The sequence below is a fragment of the Rhodococcus sp. RS1C4 genome (assembly GCF_002258225.1).
In the GTDB taxonomy this organism is placed as follows: domain Bacteria; phylum Actinomycetota; class Actinomycetes; order Mycobacteriales; family Mycobacteriaceae; genus Rhodococcoides; species Rhodococcoides fascians_E.
In genome coordinates, this window is the sequence record NZ_NOXZ01000028.1 from 47,612 (window position 1) to 65,730 (window position 18,119).

An 18,119-nucleotide genomic window follows, 5' to 3' on the forward strand; every position below is an offset into this window, starting at 1 on the left:
GAACATGATCAGCGACATGCGGAAGAGAACAACGAGAGGCGCATCGCAATGACGCGACGGATTCACCTCAATGTCAACATCCTGAACTCCGGTGTGTTCGGGGGGAGTTGGAGATTCCCCGGGACCGACCCGTTCACCGCCTTCGGGCTGGACCACTACGTCGGGATCGCGAAGAAGGCCGAAGCCGCCACCCTCGATGCCGTCTTTCTCGCCGACGGTCCGGTCCTGGCGGAGGACGTGCGCTACCGCACCTTCAACAGCCTCGAACCAACGGTCGTGCTCGCTGCCGTCGCGGCGTCGACGTCGCACATCGGTCTGATCGGAACCCTGTCCTCGTCCTACAACGACCCGTACGATGTCGCGCGCAGGCTCGCCACCCTCGACCGATTGAGCGGAGGCCGGTCGGGATTCAACGTCGTCACCACGGCCGGTGCCGCCGCAGCCCGCAATTTCGGTTGTGCAGACGAGCCCGAGCACGGTGAGAGATACCGCAGGGCAGCAGAGTTCGTCGACGTCGTACGGACATTGTGGAACAGTTGGGCCGAGGACGCTCTCGTCGGCGATCGCGACACGCACCGATTCGTCGACACCTCCAAGATTCGCGACGCCCACTACGACGGCACGTACTTCCAGGTCGAGGGTGCGCTCAACGTTCCACGCTCACCCCAGGGTGAGCCCGTCCTCGTGCAGGCAGGAGCGTCGAAGGACGGACGGGAACTGGCTGCGAGGGTAGGCGAGGTGATCTTCACGGCGTCGCAGACCATCCCAGAAGCGCGCGAGTACTACCAGGACGTCAAACGTCGGGCGGCAGGCCTCGGACGCGACCCCGGCCAGGTGGTGATTCTGCCTGGACTGTCCACCGTCGTCGGCAGCACCGAGAAGGAAGCACAGGAACGACGCGAACTCCTGGACGAACTGGTGCCGCCCGCCTATGCCCTCGGGCGACTGGCCGGGCAATTGGGTGTTCCGGCCGACTCCCTCGACCTCGACGGTCACCTGCCGTGGGACCTGCTGAAGGACCCCGACGAAGCAGGCGGCTCGCAGACGTTCTACCGCATCGCCCTCGGCCTCGCCCAACGCGAGAACCTGACGGTTCGCGCGCTGCTGAAACGGCTCGGCGGAGGCGCGGGCCACCGGATCGTGACGGGCACACCCGAACAGATCGCCGATGACATCATCGAGTGGGTCGACGCAGGAGTCGCGGACGGTTTCAACTTGATGCCCGACGTGCTGCCGAGCGGATTCGACGATTTTGCAGACCACGTCGTTCCGGAACTGCGACGGAGAGGTCGCTTTCGGACGGAGTACACCGGCAGCACGTTGCGCGAGAATCTGGGTCTCAGGGTGCCGCCCTTCGCGCGCGGTGGGGCGCGGGTGGCATCGTGAGCGTTCATTTTCTCGTCAACATCGGCGGAGCCGGGTACCACCCGGCGGCGTGGCGCGAGGACTCGGCGTCGCCCGCCGATTTCGTAGACCTCGATCACTACGTCAACGCAGCCCGGGTCGCGGAACGCGGACTGCTCGACGGATTGCTGTTCCCCGATATCCCGGTCCAGCAACCCGGGATATCGATCGGACCGACCGCCACGCTGGATCCGACGTTGCTGACCAGCGCGATCGCAGTATCGACGTCGAACATCGGGTTGATCCCCACTGCGTCGACGACACTGAACCGGCCGTACAACCTGGCGCGACGAATCCTCTCTCTCGATCACATCAGCAACGGCAGGGCCGGCTGGAACGCAGTGACGACTTTCGAGCCGCGGGCAGGGCGGAACTTCGGGATCCGGGAACTGCCCGACCGAGACGAGCGGTATCGCCGCGCCACCGAATTCGTCGACGTGACTCTCGGGCTGTGGGACAGCTGGGAAGACGGTGCGCTCGTCGGAGATCAGGAGAACGCACGGTTCGCCGACCCCGATCGTGTACACGCACTCGAGCATTCCGGTGAGTTCTATTCCGTACACGGACCGCTGAACGTCACGCGTTCCCCCCAGGGCAGGCCTGTGCTGGTTCAAGCTGGCTCTTCGCCCCAGGGAATCGAATTCGCGGCGCGCCACGCCGAGGTGATCTATGCGACGCAGTACTCGCTGGACGGTGCAGCACGGTTCGCTGCGGCGGTCGAGGACAGTGCGGTGCGCGCACGGCGACGCCGAGCAGACATCAAAATCCTCCCCGGACTCGTTCCCATCATCGGATCGACCGAAGCCGAGGCACGCGCCGCTTTCGATCGGCTGCAGTCGCGGCTGCATCCCGACAGCGATCCGTTCACTTCTTTCGCCCGGTGGCTCGGCGTCGACCCGGCAGAGTTGGACCTCGATTCACCGCTCGCTCCAAACCATCTCGAACTCCCCGCCACCCGAGTGGGACCACAAGGATTCTTCACGACGCTCGCCGGCCACGCAGCAGAGACCGGCGCAACGGTACGCGAACTTCTGACTCGATTCCTCGGCGGCCACAGAGTGGTCACCGGAACACCGGAATCCGTCGCCGACCACATCGAAGCCTGGTCGCGTAGCGGTACCGTCGACGGGTTCACCATCATTCCCGCCGTGCTGCCGTCCTCGCTCGCCGACTTCGTGGACCGGGTCGTTCCCATCCTGCAGAACCGACAACTGTTCCGTCGGGAATACGCGGCATCCACCCTGCGCGGCAACCTCGGCCTCGTCGAACCCGCCAACAGGTTCGCTCGACCTTCATGAATGTTCCTGATTGCACACAGACCGCTTCACCGGGGCCGGATGTGCCCTGCCGAGCCGACTCGAGTGCAACCAGGAACACAGTCATCCCAGGAACACAGTCGCCCCAGGAAACATCGAAAGGGAACATCCATGACTCAGGCCCTGCTGTCCGCCCGAGGCGCCGACCGCCTGCTCGCCGGTGGGTTCGGGCCTCCGGCAACGGGGTTGGCGGCCGACACCATTCGACTGCTCGGAGGAGTGCCCGCCGACGAAGCCCTGCCGACCGAGGAACTCGCCGACGCCTTCGCAGCCGCACTGAAAGACCCGAGCGCGCTGCAGTACTCGGTGCTGCCCGGTATCGAGCCGTTGCGCACGTGGATCGGCCGACGGGAAGGCGTCGATGCGAGTCGAGTGCTGGTCACCAACGGAGCGCTGCACGCACTGAACCTGATCTTCGACGCTGTCCTCGAACCCGGCGACATCGTCGCCGTCGAAAGCCCGACGTTTCCGCTCGCGCTGCGCGAGGCCAGTTATTTCGGCGCGCGGTTCCTGCCCGTGCCCACATCCGAGGGTGGTCTGGATCTCGACGTGTTGGAGGAACACCTTCGAGCAGGGGTTCGGCCCAAGCTCTTCTACGTGATTCCCGACTTTCAGAACCCGACGGGTAGCACGCTGTCGGCGTCGGCGAGGACGCGTCTGACGGAACTGGCGGAGCAGTACGGCTTTCTCGTCGTGTCCGACAATCCGTACAAGGAACTGCGATTCGAGGGTGAAGCCGTCGACGACTTCGACCTGTCGAGCGACAACGTGGTCCGTGCCAACACCTTCTCGAAAACTCTCGGTCCGGGGTTGCGGCTGGGTTGGATCGCAGCACCGCAGGCGCTGATTCCCGCGCTGTCACGTATTCGCAGCACACAGGATCAGCACACGTCACTCGTCACGCAGACCGCCGTCGCCCGGCTGCTGAACACCGACGGTGAATTCGATCGGATCGTGGACACTGCACGTGATCTGTACCGAACACGATCGGCCGTTCTCGTCGACGCACTCGAGCGCGAACTGCCAGGACAGCTCCACATCACGTCGCCGGAAGGCGGAATCTTCCTGTGGTTGCGGGTGCTCGACGCCTCGGTCGATCTCGCCGACCTCCAGTCGCGTGCCCGCGCCGGCGGAGTCGACTTCCCGCTCGGCCGCTACTTCGACCCGTCGGGACCGACCGGATATCTGCACAACGCGCGTCTGGGCTTCAGCAACCGAAGCGCCGATGATCTGGTCGAGGGAGCCAGGCGATTCGCGGCCGCCTTCGGACGCTGACACTCACCCGTGTTCACGCACTGCGGAGGGATACCGGTTCGGTCACCACGCGCACGCCCGGCTCCGGATCGAATCGGTATCCGGTGCCGCGCACCGTGGTCACGAGCCGACCGAACGATCCCAATTTGGTGCGCACTCTCGACAGATGTACGTCCACGCTGCGACCGCCGCCGCTGCGGGTCAGCTCGTCACGTCCGACGACGACCCGCGGGTTGCGCACGAGGTGGGAGAAGATCTCGAACTCGGTGTGACTGAACGACACACTCTGTCCGCCGACGACGACGTCACGCGCAGGCAGATCGATCACCAGTGGCGAGTTGCGGTCGTTGAACCGCACGTCGAATCTCGTCAGGATGCGTGCGTTCGGGGCGAACGTTTCGGTGGTTCGGCGCAGCGCATCCGCGAGCGCGTGCAGTTGCGCCCTGGACAGGCCCTCCAGGGAGGGCGTACCCGTGTCGGAGATGTGCAGCACCACGGTGTCTTCGACAGTCATTCTCTCCCCCCCGAAATCTTCGGCGCGACGGGTGAGTCCCGACGTCGGTCCATGGAATCTCGTCGACGCGCACTTGGGAAGATATTCGCTCGAGTTGATCGAAAACGAGAGGATCTGCGTGATCGAAACCGTTGACGTGCGCCGGCCCGCGGTGATGGACTTTTCGGCGTGAATGTCGAGAACGACCTGGTGACAGTGGCCCTGCGGACGGAGGAGGTCCCGTGGGACCACGCCGATGCCGAAGCCTTGCGGGCGGCGATGGCCGCGGAAGTCGGGCCGCGGTACGCCGACCGGGCCGCGGACATGGCCCGCACGCAGGCGAACGCCGTCGACCCGGACACTGTGCACCGCACCATCGTCGTCTACGCGGGAGAAACACCCGTCGGGCACGCAGCGGTCCGATGGAACGCCGGTGACCTGGAACTCAAGCGCATGTTCGTCCACCCGGACCACCGCGGAACCGGGGTGTCCACGGCGTTGCTCACCGCGTCGGAGGACGCGGCCCGCGAACTCGGACTGCCGCGGCTGATCCTGCAGACCGGCGACCGCCAGCCCGACGCCGTGCGCCTGTACGAGAAGAGCGGCTACACGCGCATCCCGATCTTCCCGCCCTACGAGGCCATGCCGTTCTCGAACACCTTCGAGAAAGTCTTCACCGACTGAGCCTGAACCCGATGTGGCTGCTGGAGGTGTCCTCCGTGACGCCCGAACGGGCCGAGGTGCGGTATCGCCGGCAGTAACTGGCGTGGCACAGGTGCGACCCGCCGCGGATGACGGCCCGGATGTCGCGGCGGGCGGCGTCGAACGTCCCGGTGGTCCATTCCCAGACGTTGCCGGTGGTGTTGTAGAGGCCGTAGCCGTTCGGCTCGAACGACCGGACGGGTGCAGTGAACACCGTGTCGACGTGCTCGCCGGGGAACTCACCGCGCCACGTGTTCATCCGGTCGAGCGATTCGTCCGCCCCCCAGGGGAACGGTTGCTGCTCCAACCCGCCGCGCGCCGCGTACTCCCATTGCTCCTCGCTGGGCAACGACGACCCGGCCCATGCGCAGTACGCGTCGGCGTCACGCCGGGACACGTGGGTGACGGGGTGATCGGCCACCGGGCTGATCGACGACGCCGGGCCCGACGGCCGCCGCCACGACGCCCCCGAGACGACGCGGAACCACGGCGTCGCGGTGACCGCGGGCGACGAGTCCTCGGCGGGGAGCGATCCGGCGAAGACGAGGGAATCACCGAACTGTTCGGCGTCGGTGACGTATCCGGTCGCGGCGACGAACGCATCGAACTCGGCAACGGTGACCGTCGTCGGCGCGATCGAGAACGCCTCGACTTCGACGCGGCGGACCGGCCCCTCCAGATCGGCCGGATACGCCAGGGGATCCTCCGATCCCATCAGGAACGTCCCACCCGGCACCTCGATCAGCACGCCCGGCTCGGCGCCGCGCTCGGGAAGGTCCCGACGCCCACTGGACTCGTCGCGATCGGGCGCACAGCATCCACCGCTCATACCCCCATGCTGCCACCTGTCCCCCTGAGCGAGGGCCGGACATGTGCTAGGCAATAGGAATGACGAAAGAGAACGTCCTGCTGATCCACTGGCACGATCTGGGGCGGCATCTCGGCGCATACGGGCACCGATCGGTATTGAGCCCGCGGGTCGACGCACTTGCCGCGGAGGGCTTTCTCTTCACGCACGCGCACGCGACGGCGCCGTTGTGCTCACCGTCGCGAGGGTCGCTCTTCACCGGCCGCTATCCGCACAGCAACGGGTTGGTCGGATTGGCTCACCACGGGTGGGAGTACCGCCCCGGTGTGCAGACCTTGCCCGCGCTGCTCGGTGAATCCGGTTGGCAGACGGCCCTGTTCGGCATGCAACACGAGTCCTCGTTTCCGTCCCGGCTGGGTTTCGATTCCTACGACGTCTCCAACTCGTACTGCGAGTACGTCGTGGAGAAGGCCGACGCCTGGTTGCGCGAGGATCGCACCGAGCCGTTCTTCCTGACCGCGGGATTCTTCGAGACGCACCGTCCGTACCCCGCCGAGCGGTACACCCCGGACGACGCCGATGCCGTGGAGCTTCCCGACTACCTGCCGGACACACCGGAGGTCCGCGAGGACCTCGCCGAGTTCCACGGATCGATCACCGTCGCCGACGCTGCCGTGGGCGAGCTGCTCGACACCCTCGCCGAGACCGGGCTCGACCGTTCGACGTGGGTCGTGTTCATGACCGACCACGGTCCGGCGTTTCCCCGAGCGAAGTCGACCTTGTACGAGGCAGGGACGGGGATTGCGTTGATCGTCAGACCACCGACCGATCGCGGTCTGGCGCCCCGGGTCTACGACGAGCTCTTCAGCGGCGTCGACCTAGTGCCCACCCTGCTCGACCTCCTGGGTGCACCCGTGCCCGACGAGGTGGAAGGGCTCTCGCACGCAGACAACCTCGCGTCGGGCCGCGCGCCGGTGCGCGACGAGGTGTTCACCTCGAAGACCTACCACGATTCCTTCGACCCCATCCGCGCCGTGCGGACGAAGGATTTCAGCTACATCGAGAACTACGCCGAACGTCCCGTACTCGACCTGCCGTGGGACATCGAGGAGAGCCCGTCGGGCCAGGCCGTGGCCGAATCGGTGCGCTCACCGCGTGCACGCAACGAGCTCTACGATCTGCGCAGCGACCCGGGCGAGACAGTGAATCTGCACGAGGATTCGGAGTACCGTGCCATTGCCGAGGACCTGGCTCTGAGGTTGCACACGTGGCGTGAATCCACGCGTGACGTGATTCCGTCGGACTTCGTCGGGTCGCGCATTTCCGACCGCTACACCCACGACTACCTCGTCACGAAAGGCCTGAAACTGCCGTCGCGGTCTCCGCTGTCGTCCGAGCGCGGGATAGCGGAGGGTACGCAGGACGGTCCCGCTGCACACTGAGTTCGGTTTGGCAATGGTTTGACGCAACAGGATCGAAAATCCTGTTGTGCAAAGTGTTTCGCGTGTGTCTAGTATTCCCGGCATGAGCGATCAGCCGCGTTCGTACCTCGTCCTCGCGTCACAGCGAAGCGGAAGCACCCTGCTCGTCGAATCGCTTCGTGTAACCGGGCAGGCTGGCGAGCCACAGGAGTTCTTCCAGTACCTCCCGAGCACGTCGCTGGCGCCTCAGCCGCGTGAGTGGTTCGCCGGCGTCGACGACGAGAACATCCTGAGATTGCTCGCGCCGTGGAAGCCCGGAACACCGTCCACGGAGACGCCGCAGGAGTGGCGCGCCCGAATCCTCGATGCCGGGCGCACCCCGAACGGGGTGTGGGGTGGCAAGCTCATGTGGAACCAGACGCCGCTGCTCACCGCATGGGCCGACGGATTGGCAGGCCGGCAGGCCGACGATCCGGACGCCGGCGACCTGAAGACCGCCATAGAGGACGTACTGGGCCCGGACGTTCTGCTGGTGCATGTCGCGCGAAAAGACACTGTGGCGCAGGCGGTGTCGATGTGGCGCGCCGTGCAGACCCAGGTGTGGCGCGGCCGTGCCGACCCGGAGGTGGACGCTCGCGCCGAGTACAACGCCGACGGCATAGCTCATCTCCACGCCATTCTGGAGGATCAGGAGCGGCAGTGGGCGCGATGGTTCGGCGAGGCCGGTGTCGAACCGCTCGACATCGACTATCACGAGCTGGCATCGGACACGACCGGACAGGTCGCCAGGGTGCTCGTCGCCTTGGGGCTCGATCCGGAGTTGGCGCCGCCGCCCGCCCTGCAGCGGCAGGGCAACGACAGGTCGAACGACTGGATCGAGCGTTACCGCGCAGAAAGGATTTCAGTATGACGACCACCGACGAGGTGACCCCCGACGTCACTCACGTGGACGAGCTCCGCGTTCTCGAAGCCGAGGCCGTGCACATCATCCGCGAGGTGGTGGCCGAACTCGAACGTCCCGTTCTCCTCTTCTCCGCGGGCAAGGACTCGATCGTTCTCCTTCGTTTGGCGGAGAAAGCGTTTCGTCCGTCACCGCTTCCGTTCCCGGTGATGCACGTGGACACCGGGCACAACTTCCCCGAGGTCATCGAGTTCCGTGATCGCAGGCTCGAAACGGCGGGACACAGACTGATCGTCGCCTCCGTGCAGGAATCCATCGACTCCGGGCGTGCGAGCGAGATCGGTGGCCCCAACGGCTCGCGGAACCGACTGCAGACCAGAACGCTGCTCGACGCCCTCGAGGCGGGCCGGTTCGATGCTGCCTTCGGCGGTGCGCGACGCGACGAGGAACGGGCACGTGCCAAAGAGCGCGTACTGAGTTTCCGAGATGCATTCGGGCAGTGGGATCCTCGTGCGCAGCGGCCCGAGCCGTGGTCGCTGTACAACGGCCGAATCAGACGCGGCGAGCAGGTGCGCGTGTTCCCGCTCAGCAACTGGACCGAACTCGACATCTGGCGGTACATCGAACTCGAAGGCCTCGAGCTCCCGTCGATCTACTTCGCGCACGAGCGCGAGGTGTTCGCCCGAGACGGAATTCTTCTCGCCACATCGGAATTCACATCTCCGGCCGAGACCGAACAGGCTGCGACGGAATGGGTTCGATACCGCACGGTCGGCGATCTCACCATCACCGGCGCCGTCCGCAGCCATGCAACCGACATCGCCGGAGTGATCGGGGAGATCTCGGCCGCGACGGTATCCGAACGGGGAGAGACGCGCGCCGACGACCGGACTTCGGTGGCCGCGATGGAAGATCGCAAGCGCGAGGGGTACTTCTGATGACACGGCAACTACTGCGACTGGCAACCGCGGGCTCGGTCGACGACGGCAAGAGCACGCTCATCGGACGGCTCATGTTCGACACCGACAGCCTGCCCCTCGATCACCTCGAAGCAGTGACGCGCGACGACGGTGTCCCCGACCTCGCGGCCCTGTCCGACGGATTGCGCGCCGAACAGGAACAAGGCATCACCATCGACGTCGCCTACCGGTTCTTCTCCACCGAGAACCGCAGCTACATCCTCGCCGACACACCGGGTCACGAGCGGTACACCCGCAACATGTTCACCGGCGCATCGACCGCTCACGTCGCCGTTCTCCTCGTCGACGCCCGGGCAGGCGTACTGCGGCAGACCAGACGGCACGCACGGATCTCGTCGCTGCTCGGCGTCCGGCACCTGGTCGCCGCCGTCAACAAGATCGATCTGATCGACTATGCGGAAGACAAGTTCCGCGACGTCGAAGCCGAGCTGCACACGCTCGCCGGCCGTCTCGGCGCCACCGATCTGACGGTGATCCCACTCGCGGCCAAGGACGGCGACAACGTCGTCCACCGATCGACCAACACCCCGTGGTACACCGGCCCCACCTTGCTCGAGTACCTCCAATCCGTCGAACTCGTCGCTCCTGCAACACGTCCGGAGGAACTGCGCCTTCCCATCCAATGGGCGTCGCGACCCACGGCGAACGAGCGGCGACGCTACACCGGTCGCCTGTCCGCCGGAACGCTGCAGGTCGGTGACGCCGTGGTGGCACTGCCGTCCGGAGCGCGCAGTACCGTCACCGCGCTCGACACACTCGACGACAACCGCTCCACCGCGGTGGCACCGCTTTCGGTGTCCATCTCCCTCGCCGACGACATCGACATCGGTCGCGGCGACGTCGTCGTCAGCGGCGCCGAGGCCGCACACGTTCCGGTCCTCGCCCGCGAGATCGAGGCAACCGTCTGCTGGTTCGGCGACACCCCGCTGCGCGCCGGTGATCGCGTCGCGCTCAAGCACACGGCGTCGACCGTGCGTGCGACCGTGCAGGCACTGCACTCCCGGCTCGATCCAGAAACTCTCGACGAGCAGGATCAACCGGTCGAACTGACGCTCAACGACATCGGCACCGTGACACTGCGAACGTCCTCGGTGATCCTCGCCGACCCGTACACGGACAACCGCGACGCCGGTGCCTTCATCCTCATCGACGAGACGTCGAACGACACCGTCGGCGCAGGCACGATCTTCGAGGCCCGCGAGGTCAAACCCGGCGAACAGACCCGCAACGACATCAAATGGCACCCGTCGGCTCTCGACCGCGCCCACCGATGGTCGTCCACCGGTCAACACGGAGCGACGGTGTGGTTCACCGGGTTGCCGGCGTCGGGCAAATCGACCGTCGCCGTCGCACTGGAGCGCGCGCTCGTCGAATCGGGCCGCGCTGCATATCTTCTCGACGGCGACAACGTCCGGCACGGACTGTCCGACGACCTCGGATTCACCCCGGGCGACCGAGCCGAGAACATCCGACGCGTCGGGCATCTGACGAGGCTGCTCGCCGACGCAGGCGTCGTGGCCATCGCATCCCTCGTCTCGCCTCTCGAATCCGACCGTGCCATCGCGCGCGCCCTCAACGACGCTGCAGGACTCACCTTCGTCGAGGTCGCCGTCAGCACGCCGCTCGAAGAATGCGAGCGCCGCGACCCCAAGGGTCTGTACAAGCGTGCCCGCGCCGGCGAACTCAAGGGACTCACCGGCATCGACGCGCCCTACGAGCCGCCGTCGTCGCCCGACCTGACCATCGACACCACCGGCGCCGACATCGACGACCTCGTGGCCCAGGTCCTGGCCGTGCTCGACCGGGGGTGAGCACACTCGTCGTCCTCGCCGGACTTCCGGCCACCGGGAAGACGACGGTGGCGCGGGAAGTCGCGTCCCGTCTTCAGTGGCCGTACCTGCGACTCGACACGATCGAGCACCGCATCACCACCGCGGGAATCGTCCCGGGGACGGTGGGGTACTCGGTGCTGTACGCGCTGGCGGCCGATCAGCTCGCCGTGGGGGTGCCCGTTATGGTCGACAGCGTGTCGCCGGTGGCCGCGTCGCGCGACGCATGGCGGAAGGTGGCGTCGGAAACCGGAGCCGAGATCGTCCTGATCGAGGTGGCCTGCTCCGACGTCGACGAGCATCGCCGACGCGTTCGGACGCGCGACGTCGGCATTCCTGGGCTGGCGGTGCCGACGTGGGCCGACATCCAGGACCGCGACTACGAGCCGTGGACATCCCCGCATCACGTCCTCGACACCGCAGGCCAGTCGGTGGAGGAATCGGTGGAGCAGGTGCTGCGTTGGATCGATGTGAATCCGGCCAGAGAGTTCTCGAAAGGCACACGGTGAGCATCAACTTCCTCGACGAGCAGGCGGGTCACCCGCTCGACGATCCGATTCGCAGTTCACTGCTGGGGGCGCACGCCAGGTTCGCGCGCACGGTGGGCCGCAGTTTTCGCTTCGACCCGGAGGTCGCGCCGTTTCTCGGCCACCCGCCCGTACTCGAGCAGTCCGATTGGAACGACATCGTCGAACTGTTCGGACACGGTGAGATCGTGTCGCTGCGCGGCACCGGGCACGTGATTCCCGACGGCTGGGAGCTGATCGACCAGTTCGGCCTCGTCCAGCTCGTCGGGACTCATCTCGAGACCCGGCCGTACGCGGATGCCGTCGTACTCGGCGCACCCGACGTTCCGGAGATGCTGGATCTCGTCGACCGCACCAAGCCGGGACCGTTCCTGCCAAGGACGTTCGAGCTCGGAACCTACCTCGGGATCCGCGACGCCGACGCCGGGGGTGCGCTGGTCGCGATGGCGGGGGAGCGGATGCACCCGCAGGGGTGGACCGAGATCAGCGCGGTGTGCACCGATCCGGCCTACCGCGGTCGTGGCCTGGCCACCGAACTCGTGCGTGCCGTCGGGCACGGTATCCGGGAACGCGGCGAGAAGCCGTTCCTTCACGCGTCGGCGTCGAACGAGAACGCCATTCGGTTGTACCTGTCCATCGGATTCGAGCTGCGCCAGCGTTCGGAACTGACGTTGGTACGCACTCCGGCCTGAGGTGTCCATTCGACTCAGGCTGATCCCAATCCTTTTTCCTACCCGGTCCGTGGGGAAAGATGGTTGGTTGATTCAGGCAAGTAACGCCACCTTTTCGTGAAAGAAGGACCATGAGCTCGAACGACGCATCACTGATCTCTCCCGCCGAGGCAGCTTCCGCCACCGCGACATTGATCGACGTCCGAAGTGAGAAGTCGCGAATCGAGTTCGGCACCGTCGCCGGAGCCGTCGTCGTCGACAAGGCTGCCGTCGAGGCCGAGTTCGGCGCCGCCGACCGTGATCGCGACGAGCCGATCGTCGTGTTCTGCGGATCCGTCAAGGGCTCGGGCCCGGTCGTCGACGAACTGAAGGGGCTCGGCTACACCAACGTCTCGCACGTGGACGGTGGGTTTCCTGCACTGAAAGAGCACGGCGTCCCCACGGTCGACTGAGTCCATCAGCAGAGAAGGGTGCACACGCAGTGAGCACAGGAAACGGACTACTTCTGGCTGTCGAACTGGACGGCCGCAACGAATCGCCCAGGGCACTGAAGGAAGCGGTGACGGCCGCCGAACGCGCCGGGTTCACCCTCGTGACGTTCGGGGATGCGCTCGTTCCCGAAGCCGACGAGGAATACCGCATCGACGCAGGCACTCGTGCCGCGTTCGTCTCGTCCACGACGTCGACGATCGGACTGGGGCCGACGGTCCACACGCTCACCACCGAGCCGTTCTTCCTCGCCACCCAGCTGGCGAGCCTCGATCACACCTCGCACGGACGCGGTGCCTGGGTCGTCGGCGCCGACAATCGCAGCGCAGCCCACGATGCAGTGGGGACCGACGTGCGCGACGCCGACGCGATCACGCGGGAAGTACGCGACGTCGTCGATCTCGCACGGCGACTGTGGGATTCGTGGGAGGACGACGCTGTCATCCGCGACACCGCGACCGGCAGGTACCTCGACCCGGACAAGGTTCACCACGTTCGATTCGAAGGAGAGTTCTTCGACGTCGTCGGACCACTCATCACTCCGCGCTCGCCGCAGGGTCAGATCGTCGTCATCGGTCGCGCGGACCTCGGTATCGCCGATCTGCTCGACATCGTCCTCGTCGACGATCCGACCTCGGCCGCCGAGCACGACCGGCTGGTGTTCGCGGATGTGTCCGTGACGGACGATGTTTCGCCACTCGTCGGTGTCGTCGACGGAGTGCGGTTCACGCCGGCATCCGCCGAGGAGCTCGGTGACCTGATCGACAGGGTCGCGCCCGCACTGGCCGAGGCAGGGGTACTGCGCCGCCCGGAACCGGGCCGCACACTCCGAGAGAACCTCGGACTCGACCGTCCCGTCAGCCGCTACGCCGTGACGGCACAGAACTAGGAGAACTCTTGTCGACCATCGACAGCCATCCCGACACCGGTGCCGCCTACGACGAGAACGCGCAGATCCACCTCGGAGTCTTCTACCCCGGCATCGGTGCCCAGACCGTGTGGGAGGACCCGAACGCCCCCGACCAGGTCGCCACGGACACGTTCGTCGAGGTCGCGCAGAAGCTCGAACGCGGACTGTTCGACGCCTTCTTCCTCGGTGACGGCCAGCGCGTTCGCGAGAACCGCGGCGCCATCCTGTCCACCGACATCGCGGGCCGGCCCGACGCCATCACCCAACTCGCGGCACTCGCGAGCGTCACCGAGCGCATCGGGCTCGTCGCAACGCAGAACACCACGTACAGCCTGCCGGTCGAACTTGCTCGGCGCCTCGCGAGCCTCGACGCGCTCTCCGAGGGGCGCGCAGGCTGGAACATCGTCACCACCGACAATGCCTGGACCGGTGAGAACTTCCGGCGTGGCGGGTGGCTCGCCCACGAACGTCGATACGAGCGCGCAACACAGGTCGTCGAACTCGCCAAGCAGTACTGGGCCGGTGAGAAGATCGGCTCGGACACCGACCTTCTGACAGCGCACGCGACGCCGAACGTCCCAGCCAGCGCGCAAGGTCGACCGATACTGTTCCAGGCCGGCGACTCGACGGGCGGCCGCGATCTCGCTGCGCGTCACGCCGACGTCGTGTTCTCGGCCAACAACGCCTACGACGACGCCGTCGCCTACGCACGCGATCTCCGCACCAGGACCGCGGCGTTCGGGCGGGCGGCGGATGCCGTGAAGATTCTGCCCGGCGTGACCGTCGTCCTCGGGGACACGCCCGACGAGGCCGAGGAGAAGGTCCGCTGGCTGCGATCCAACGCGCACAACGGTGTTCGCGCCATCGCGTTCCTGGAACACTACTGGGGCAAGGACCTGTCGGCGTACGACCCGGAGGGTCCGCTCCCGGACATCGATCCGGTGGACTCCGAGCTCGATCCATCCAGGGGCACGCTGTCGATCGACGCGCGCACCGGAAAGTTGGATCAGATCGAGCGGTGGCGAAAGCTGGCGTCGGACAAGGGGTTGTCCATCAGAGAGCTCGTTCTCGAAGTGTCGCCCGCGTCGCGTTTCCACTCGGGTACGCCGGCCCAGGTTGCCGACCGCTGGACCGAGCTGGTGCGCCACCGCGTCGTCGACGGATTCAACATCAATCCCTATCACCTGCGCGACGGTATCGACGACCTCGTCGACAAACTCGTTCCTGCCCTTCAGGAACGTGGGGTCCACCGCACGGAATACACATCCACCACACTGCGTGGCCACCTCGGTCTGGACGACGAGCACGCCGCATCGGACCGGAAAGCATCATGACCTACTCAGCAGCAGAGAACCGTTACGACAACGCGCAGTTCCGCCGCAGCGGCAGAAGCGGATTGAAGCTTCCCGAGTTCTCCCTCGGTCTGTGGCAGAACTTCGGCGACAACCGACACTTCGAGACTCAGCGCGAGATCATCCTCCGCGCATTCGATCTGGGCATCACGCATTTCGATCTCGCCAACCGCTACGGTCCGCCGTTCCGTGCCGCGGAGAAGGTGTTCGGTCGCGTACTCGGCAGCGATCTCGGGCGGTACCGCGACGAGATCGTCATCGCATCGAAGGCAGGCAACCCCATCGGCGCGAGCCCGTACCTGGGCGGTGGCGGACGGAAGACCCTGCTCGATTCCATCGACATCACCCTGCGTGACCTGGGAGTCGATCACGTCGACATCTTCTACTCGCACAGCCCGGATCTCGACACACCTCTGGAAGAGACCATCGGAGCCTTGGCCTCCATCGTGGCGCAGGGCAAAGCGCACTACATCGGCATCTCCAACTACACCGCCGAGCGCGCTCACGACGCGGCGATCATCGCGCAGAAGCTGGGCACACCTCTGCTCGTGCACCAATCCAGGTACTCCATCTTCGATCGGACCGTCGAACGGAGCGGTCACCTGGACACTGCAGCTCAGGACGGCACCGGTGTGGTCGCCTACTCGCCGCTGGCACAGGGACTGCTCACCGACAAGTACCTGCAGGGCACCGTGCCCGCGGATTCACGCGCCGCCGACAGTGCTTTCCTGAACGCCGACGACATCTCCGACGTCTACGTCGAGCGAGCCGCGGCGCTGAACAAGATCGCGCAGGCACGTGGTCAGTCGTTACCTCAGCTGGCGTTGCAGTGGGTTCTTCGCCGTCCGGAGGTCACCACTGCGCTCGTCGGTGCGAGCTCGACCGCTCAACTCGAACACAACCTGGCAGCAACCACTTTCGCCGATCTGGACGACGCCGAGCTCGCCGCCATCGACGAGCACGGAGTGCACGGAACGGTGCTGCGCCCGAAGAAATAGCGGTTCCAGCCGATGGTGCATCATGTGGAGTGTGACCGACGAGCCGCCTGTTGGACCGACCGCCCGCCCGGACGAACGATTCACCCTGGCCAGCGAACGCACCTTCCTGGCGTGGATGCGCACGTCGCTCGGTTTGCTCGCGGGCGGCATCGCCATCGTCCACCTCGTTCCCGATTTCAGTACCGGATGGGTTCGCACGACGCTCGGACTGGTCCTGATCGGCATGGCGGCGTCGGCTGCCGTCGTCGGATTGCGACGCTGGTTGCAGGTCCGTCGGGCACTCGAAGCCGGAGCGCCGATGCCCGACGCCAAAGACCTCTGGATGTTCGCCGTCGGAATCGGTGCAGTTGCCGTATTGGCCGGAATTGTCACGGTGCTGGGGATCCACTAGCCCACAGTTTCCGTCGGGAGTGCACAATCGAAGGATTAGTGACATTCGACAAGGGAGCAGCGCGTGGCACAGGCTTTGAAACTGGGATACAAGGCGTCGGCGGAGCAGTTCGGACCGCGCGAGCTCGTCGAACTCGGTGTTCTCGCCGAGCAGCACGGCATGGACTCGGCGACGGTCAGCGACCACTTCCAGCCCTGGCGGCACGAAGGCGGACACGCACCGTTCTCGTTGGCATGGATGACGGCCGTCGGTGAACGAACCAAGACCATCCAGCTCGGCACCTCGGTCCTCACCCCGACCTTCCGCTACAACCCCTCCGTCATCGCCCAGGCATTCGCCACGATGGGCTGCCTGTACCCGGGGCGCATCATGCTCGGCGTCGGCACCGGCGAAGCACTCAACGAAATCGCCACCGGATTCACCGGAGAATGGCCCGAATTCAAGGAACGCTTCGCGCGCCTCCGCGAATCCGTGCGCCTGATGCGAGAACTGTGGCTCGGTGACCGCGTCGACTTCGACGGCGAGTACTACACCACCAAGGGTGCATCGATCTACGACGTCCCCGAAGGCGGAATCCCCGTCTACATCGCCGCGGGCGGACCCGTCGTCGCCCGGTACGCAGGCCGCGCAGGCGACGGCTTCATCTGCACTTCCGGCAAGGGCATGGAGCTCTACACCGACAAGCTGCTTCCCGCCGTCGAAGAGGGCGCAGGCAAAGCCGAACGCGACGCAGGCGACATCGACAAGATGATCGAAATCAAGATCTCCTACGACACCGACCCGGACCTCGCGCTGGAGAACACCCGATTCTGGGCGCCACTGTCACTGACCCCGGAGCAGAAGCACTCCATCGACGACCCGATCGAAATGGAGAAAGCAGCCGACGAACTGCCCATCGAGCAGGTCGCCAAGCGGTGGATCGTCGCCTCCGACCCCGACGAGGCCGTGGAGAAGGTCAAGCAGTACACCGACGCGGGCCTGAACCACCTCGTCTTCCACGCCCCCGGACACGACCAGAAGCGCTTCCTCGAACTCTTCGAGCGCGACCTGTCGCCGCGGCTGCGCAAGTTGGGTTAGTTCGACCGCTCCCCGCCGGCATGGATGTGCCACCGCAACGCGTAGGCGGTGGCACGTCCATGCGGGTGGTCAGGGCTGCACGGCCGCCAGTTCGAACATGCGCATGTCCCGGTCGGTGCGGTTCTTGTACTCCCCGTAGACGCGGACCATGTCGTTGAACGCCGCGTAGATGCGAGCTTTCTCCGCGCCGACGACGGGGGTGGCGGTGACGGGGATCTTCTTGCCCCCGATGGCGACGGTGGCGTTGGGGTCGGCGAGGAGGTTCGACGTCCATGCCGGGTGGTGCTGTTGCCCGAAGTTGCTGCCGACGACGTACAGCTTGTCGCTCTCGCGGTAGTACAGCAGCGGGGACGTTCTGGGTCGACCGGATTTGCGGCCGGTCGTCGTCAGAAGCACCACCGGCGCGGCGATGGGACCGAGGATCGTGAACCGGCCGTTCGTTCGCTCGAGCAGCCTGCGGTCGACGCCTGCGAGGTTCCGGATCACCCACGATCCTGGTTTGGTCGCGGCGAACGCGACGGCGGGTGTGCGGATGAAGCTCGTTTCGCTGCCCCAGCGCACATCGGGAAACGGTGATTCGGCCATGACCGATCTGA

At 65.9% G+C, this 18,119-nt stretch carries 19 protein-coding genes; 16 read left to right on the forward strand and 3 right to left on the reverse strand.

All coding sequences use genetic code 11. The annotated features are described in order from the left end of the window. The first annotated feature begins 48 nt into the window (after positions 1-48). From CH289_RS13650 to CH289_RS13660, 3 genes are all read left to right on the forward strand, one after another. Entirely contained in the window at positions 49-1,386 is a 1,338-nt protein-coding gene (locus CH289_RS13650) for an LLM class flavin-dependent oxidoreductase (RefSeq protein ID WP_019663249.1), read from the forward strand. Beyond that, positions 1,383-2,702, forward strand: a complete 1,320-nt coding sequence (locus tag CH289_RS13655) for an NtaA/DmoA family FMN-dependent monooxygenase (protein ID WP_094728057.1) — start codon at positions 1,383-1,385, stop codon at positions 2,700-2,702. Before CH289_RS13650 ends, CH289_RS13655 begins: the two co-directional genes overlap by 4 nt. A 129-nt stretch (positions 2,703-2,831) precedes the next feature. Then, complete coding sequence (locus CH289_RS13660) at positions 2,832-3,995, forward strand: aminotransferase-like domain-containing protein (protein ID WP_019663251.1); 1,164 nt, start codon at positions 2,832-2,834, stop codon at positions 3,993-3,995. A 13-nt stretch (positions 3,996-4,008) separates the two neighbouring features. On the opposite strand, the gene CH289_RS13665 is transcribed toward CH289_RS13660, so the two are convergent. Beyond that, entirely contained in the window at positions 4,009-4,488 is a 480-nt protein-coding gene (locus CH289_RS13665; RefSeq protein WP_019663252.1) for a winged helix-turn-helix domain-containing protein, read from the reverse strand. Positions 4,489-4,656: 168 nt separating this feature from the next. On the opposite strand from CH289_RS13665, the gene CH289_RS13670 reads away from it, so the two are divergent. Further along, on the forward strand, positions 4,657-5,151 hold the full coding sequence (locus CH289_RS13670) for a GNAT family N-acetyltransferase (protein WP_019663254.1): 495 nt from the start codon (positions 4,657-4,659) through the stop codon (positions 5,149-5,151). On the opposite strand, the gene CH289_RS13675 is transcribed toward CH289_RS13670, so the two are convergent. Continuing rightward, entirely contained in the window at positions 5,141-5,998 is an 858-nt protein-coding gene (locus tag CH289_RS13675) for a formylglycine-generating enzyme family protein (protein ID WP_019663255.1), read from the reverse strand. The two genes, CH289_RS13670 and CH289_RS13675, sit on opposite strands and share 11 nt — an antisense overlap. A 59-nt stretch (positions 5,999-6,057) precedes the next feature. On the opposite strand from CH289_RS13675, the gene CH289_RS13680 reads away from it, so the two are divergent. The 12 genes from CH289_RS13680 to fgd all read left to right on the forward strand — a co-directional run bounded on the left by CH289_RS13680 (position 6,058) and on the right by fgd (position 17,523). Further along, positions 6,058-7,419, forward strand: coding sequence for a sulfatase family protein (locus CH289_RS13680; protein ID WP_094728058.1), 1,362 nt, complete (start codon positions 6,058-6,060; stop codon positions 7,417-7,419). A gap of 82 nt (positions 7,420-7,501) precedes the next feature. Then, positions 7,502-8,308, forward strand: coding sequence for a trehalose 2-sulfotransferase (stf0, locus tag CH289_RS13685; RefSeq protein WP_026347456.1), 807 nt, complete (start codon positions 7,502-7,504; stop codon positions 8,306-8,308). Further along, positions 8,305-9,237, forward strand: a complete 933-nt coding sequence (gene cysD, locus CH289_RS13690; RefSeq protein ID WP_019663258.1) for a sulfate adenylyltransferase subunit CysD — start codon at positions 8,305-8,307, stop codon at positions 9,235-9,237. Before stf0 ends, cysD begins: the two co-directional genes overlap by 4 nt. After that, entirely contained in the window at positions 9,237-11,090 is a 1,854-nt protein-coding gene (gene cysC, locus CH289_RS13695) for an adenylyl-sulfate kinase (RefSeq protein ID WP_094728059.1), read from the forward strand. Before cysD ends, cysC begins: the two co-directional genes overlap by 1 nt. Next, positions 11,087-11,617 carry a P-loop nucleotide/nucleoside kinase family protein gene (locus CH289_RS13700; protein ID WP_019663260.1) on the forward strand — a complete coding sequence of 177 codons (531 nt, stop codon included), beginning with the start codon at positions 11,087-11,089 and terminating at the stop codon, positions 11,615-11,617. The genes cysC and CH289_RS13700 overlap by 4 nt, the downstream gene beginning before the upstream one ends. After that, positions 11,614-12,327: a GNAT family N-acetyltransferase gene (locus tag CH289_RS13705; RefSeq protein WP_019663261.1), complete on the forward strand. Its 714-nt coding sequence runs from the start codon at positions 11,614-11,616 to the stop codon at positions 12,325-12,327. Before CH289_RS13700 ends, CH289_RS13705 begins: the two co-directional genes overlap by 4 nt. A gap of 110 nt (positions 12,328-12,437) precedes the next feature. Further along, positions 12,438-12,758 (forward strand): rhodanese-like domain-containing protein, encoded by a 321-nt coding sequence (locus CH289_RS13710; protein ID WP_019663262.1) that lies wholly within the window; start codon positions 12,438-12,440, stop codon positions 12,756-12,758. A 29-nt stretch (positions 12,759-12,787) separates the two neighbouring features. Then, positions 12,788-13,684 (forward strand): LLM class flavin-dependent oxidoreductase, encoded by an 897-nt coding sequence (locus tag CH289_RS13715; RefSeq protein WP_019663263.1) that lies wholly within the window; start codon positions 12,788-12,790, stop codon positions 13,682-13,684. Positions 13,685-13,692: 8 nt separating this feature from the next. Then, complete coding sequence (locus tag CH289_RS13720; protein ID WP_019663264.1) at positions 13,693-15,039, forward strand: LLM class flavin-dependent oxidoreductase; 1,347 nt, start codon at positions 13,693-13,695, stop codon at positions 15,037-15,039. After that, positions 15,036-16,055, forward strand: a complete 1,020-nt coding sequence (locus CH289_RS13725; RefSeq protein ID WP_019663265.1) for an aldo/keto reductase — start codon at positions 15,036-15,038, stop codon at positions 16,053-16,055. The genes CH289_RS13720 and CH289_RS13725 overlap by 4 nt, the downstream gene beginning before the upstream one ends. A gap of 22 nt (positions 16,056-16,077) precedes the next feature. Further along, on the forward strand, positions 16,078-16,446 hold the full coding sequence (locus CH289_RS13730) for a YidH family protein (RefSeq protein ID WP_019663266.1): 369 nt from the start codon (positions 16,078-16,080) through the stop codon (positions 16,444-16,446). A gap of 63 nt (positions 16,447-16,509) precedes the next feature. Beyond that, positions 16,510-17,523, forward strand: coding sequence for a glucose-6-phosphate dehydrogenase (coenzyme-F420) (fgd, locus tag CH289_RS13735; RefSeq protein WP_019663267.1), 1,014 nt, complete (start codon positions 16,510-16,512; stop codon positions 17,521-17,523). 69 nt (positions 17,524-17,592) lie between these two features. On the opposite strand, the gene CH289_RS13740 is transcribed toward fgd, so the two are convergent. Beyond that, positions 17,593-18,108, reverse strand: a complete 516-nt coding sequence (locus tag CH289_RS13740) for a nitroreductase/quinone reductase family protein (RefSeq protein WP_019663268.1) — start codon at positions 18,106-18,108, stop codon at positions 17,593-17,595. Between the last annotated feature and the right edge of the window lie 11 nt (positions 18,109-18,119).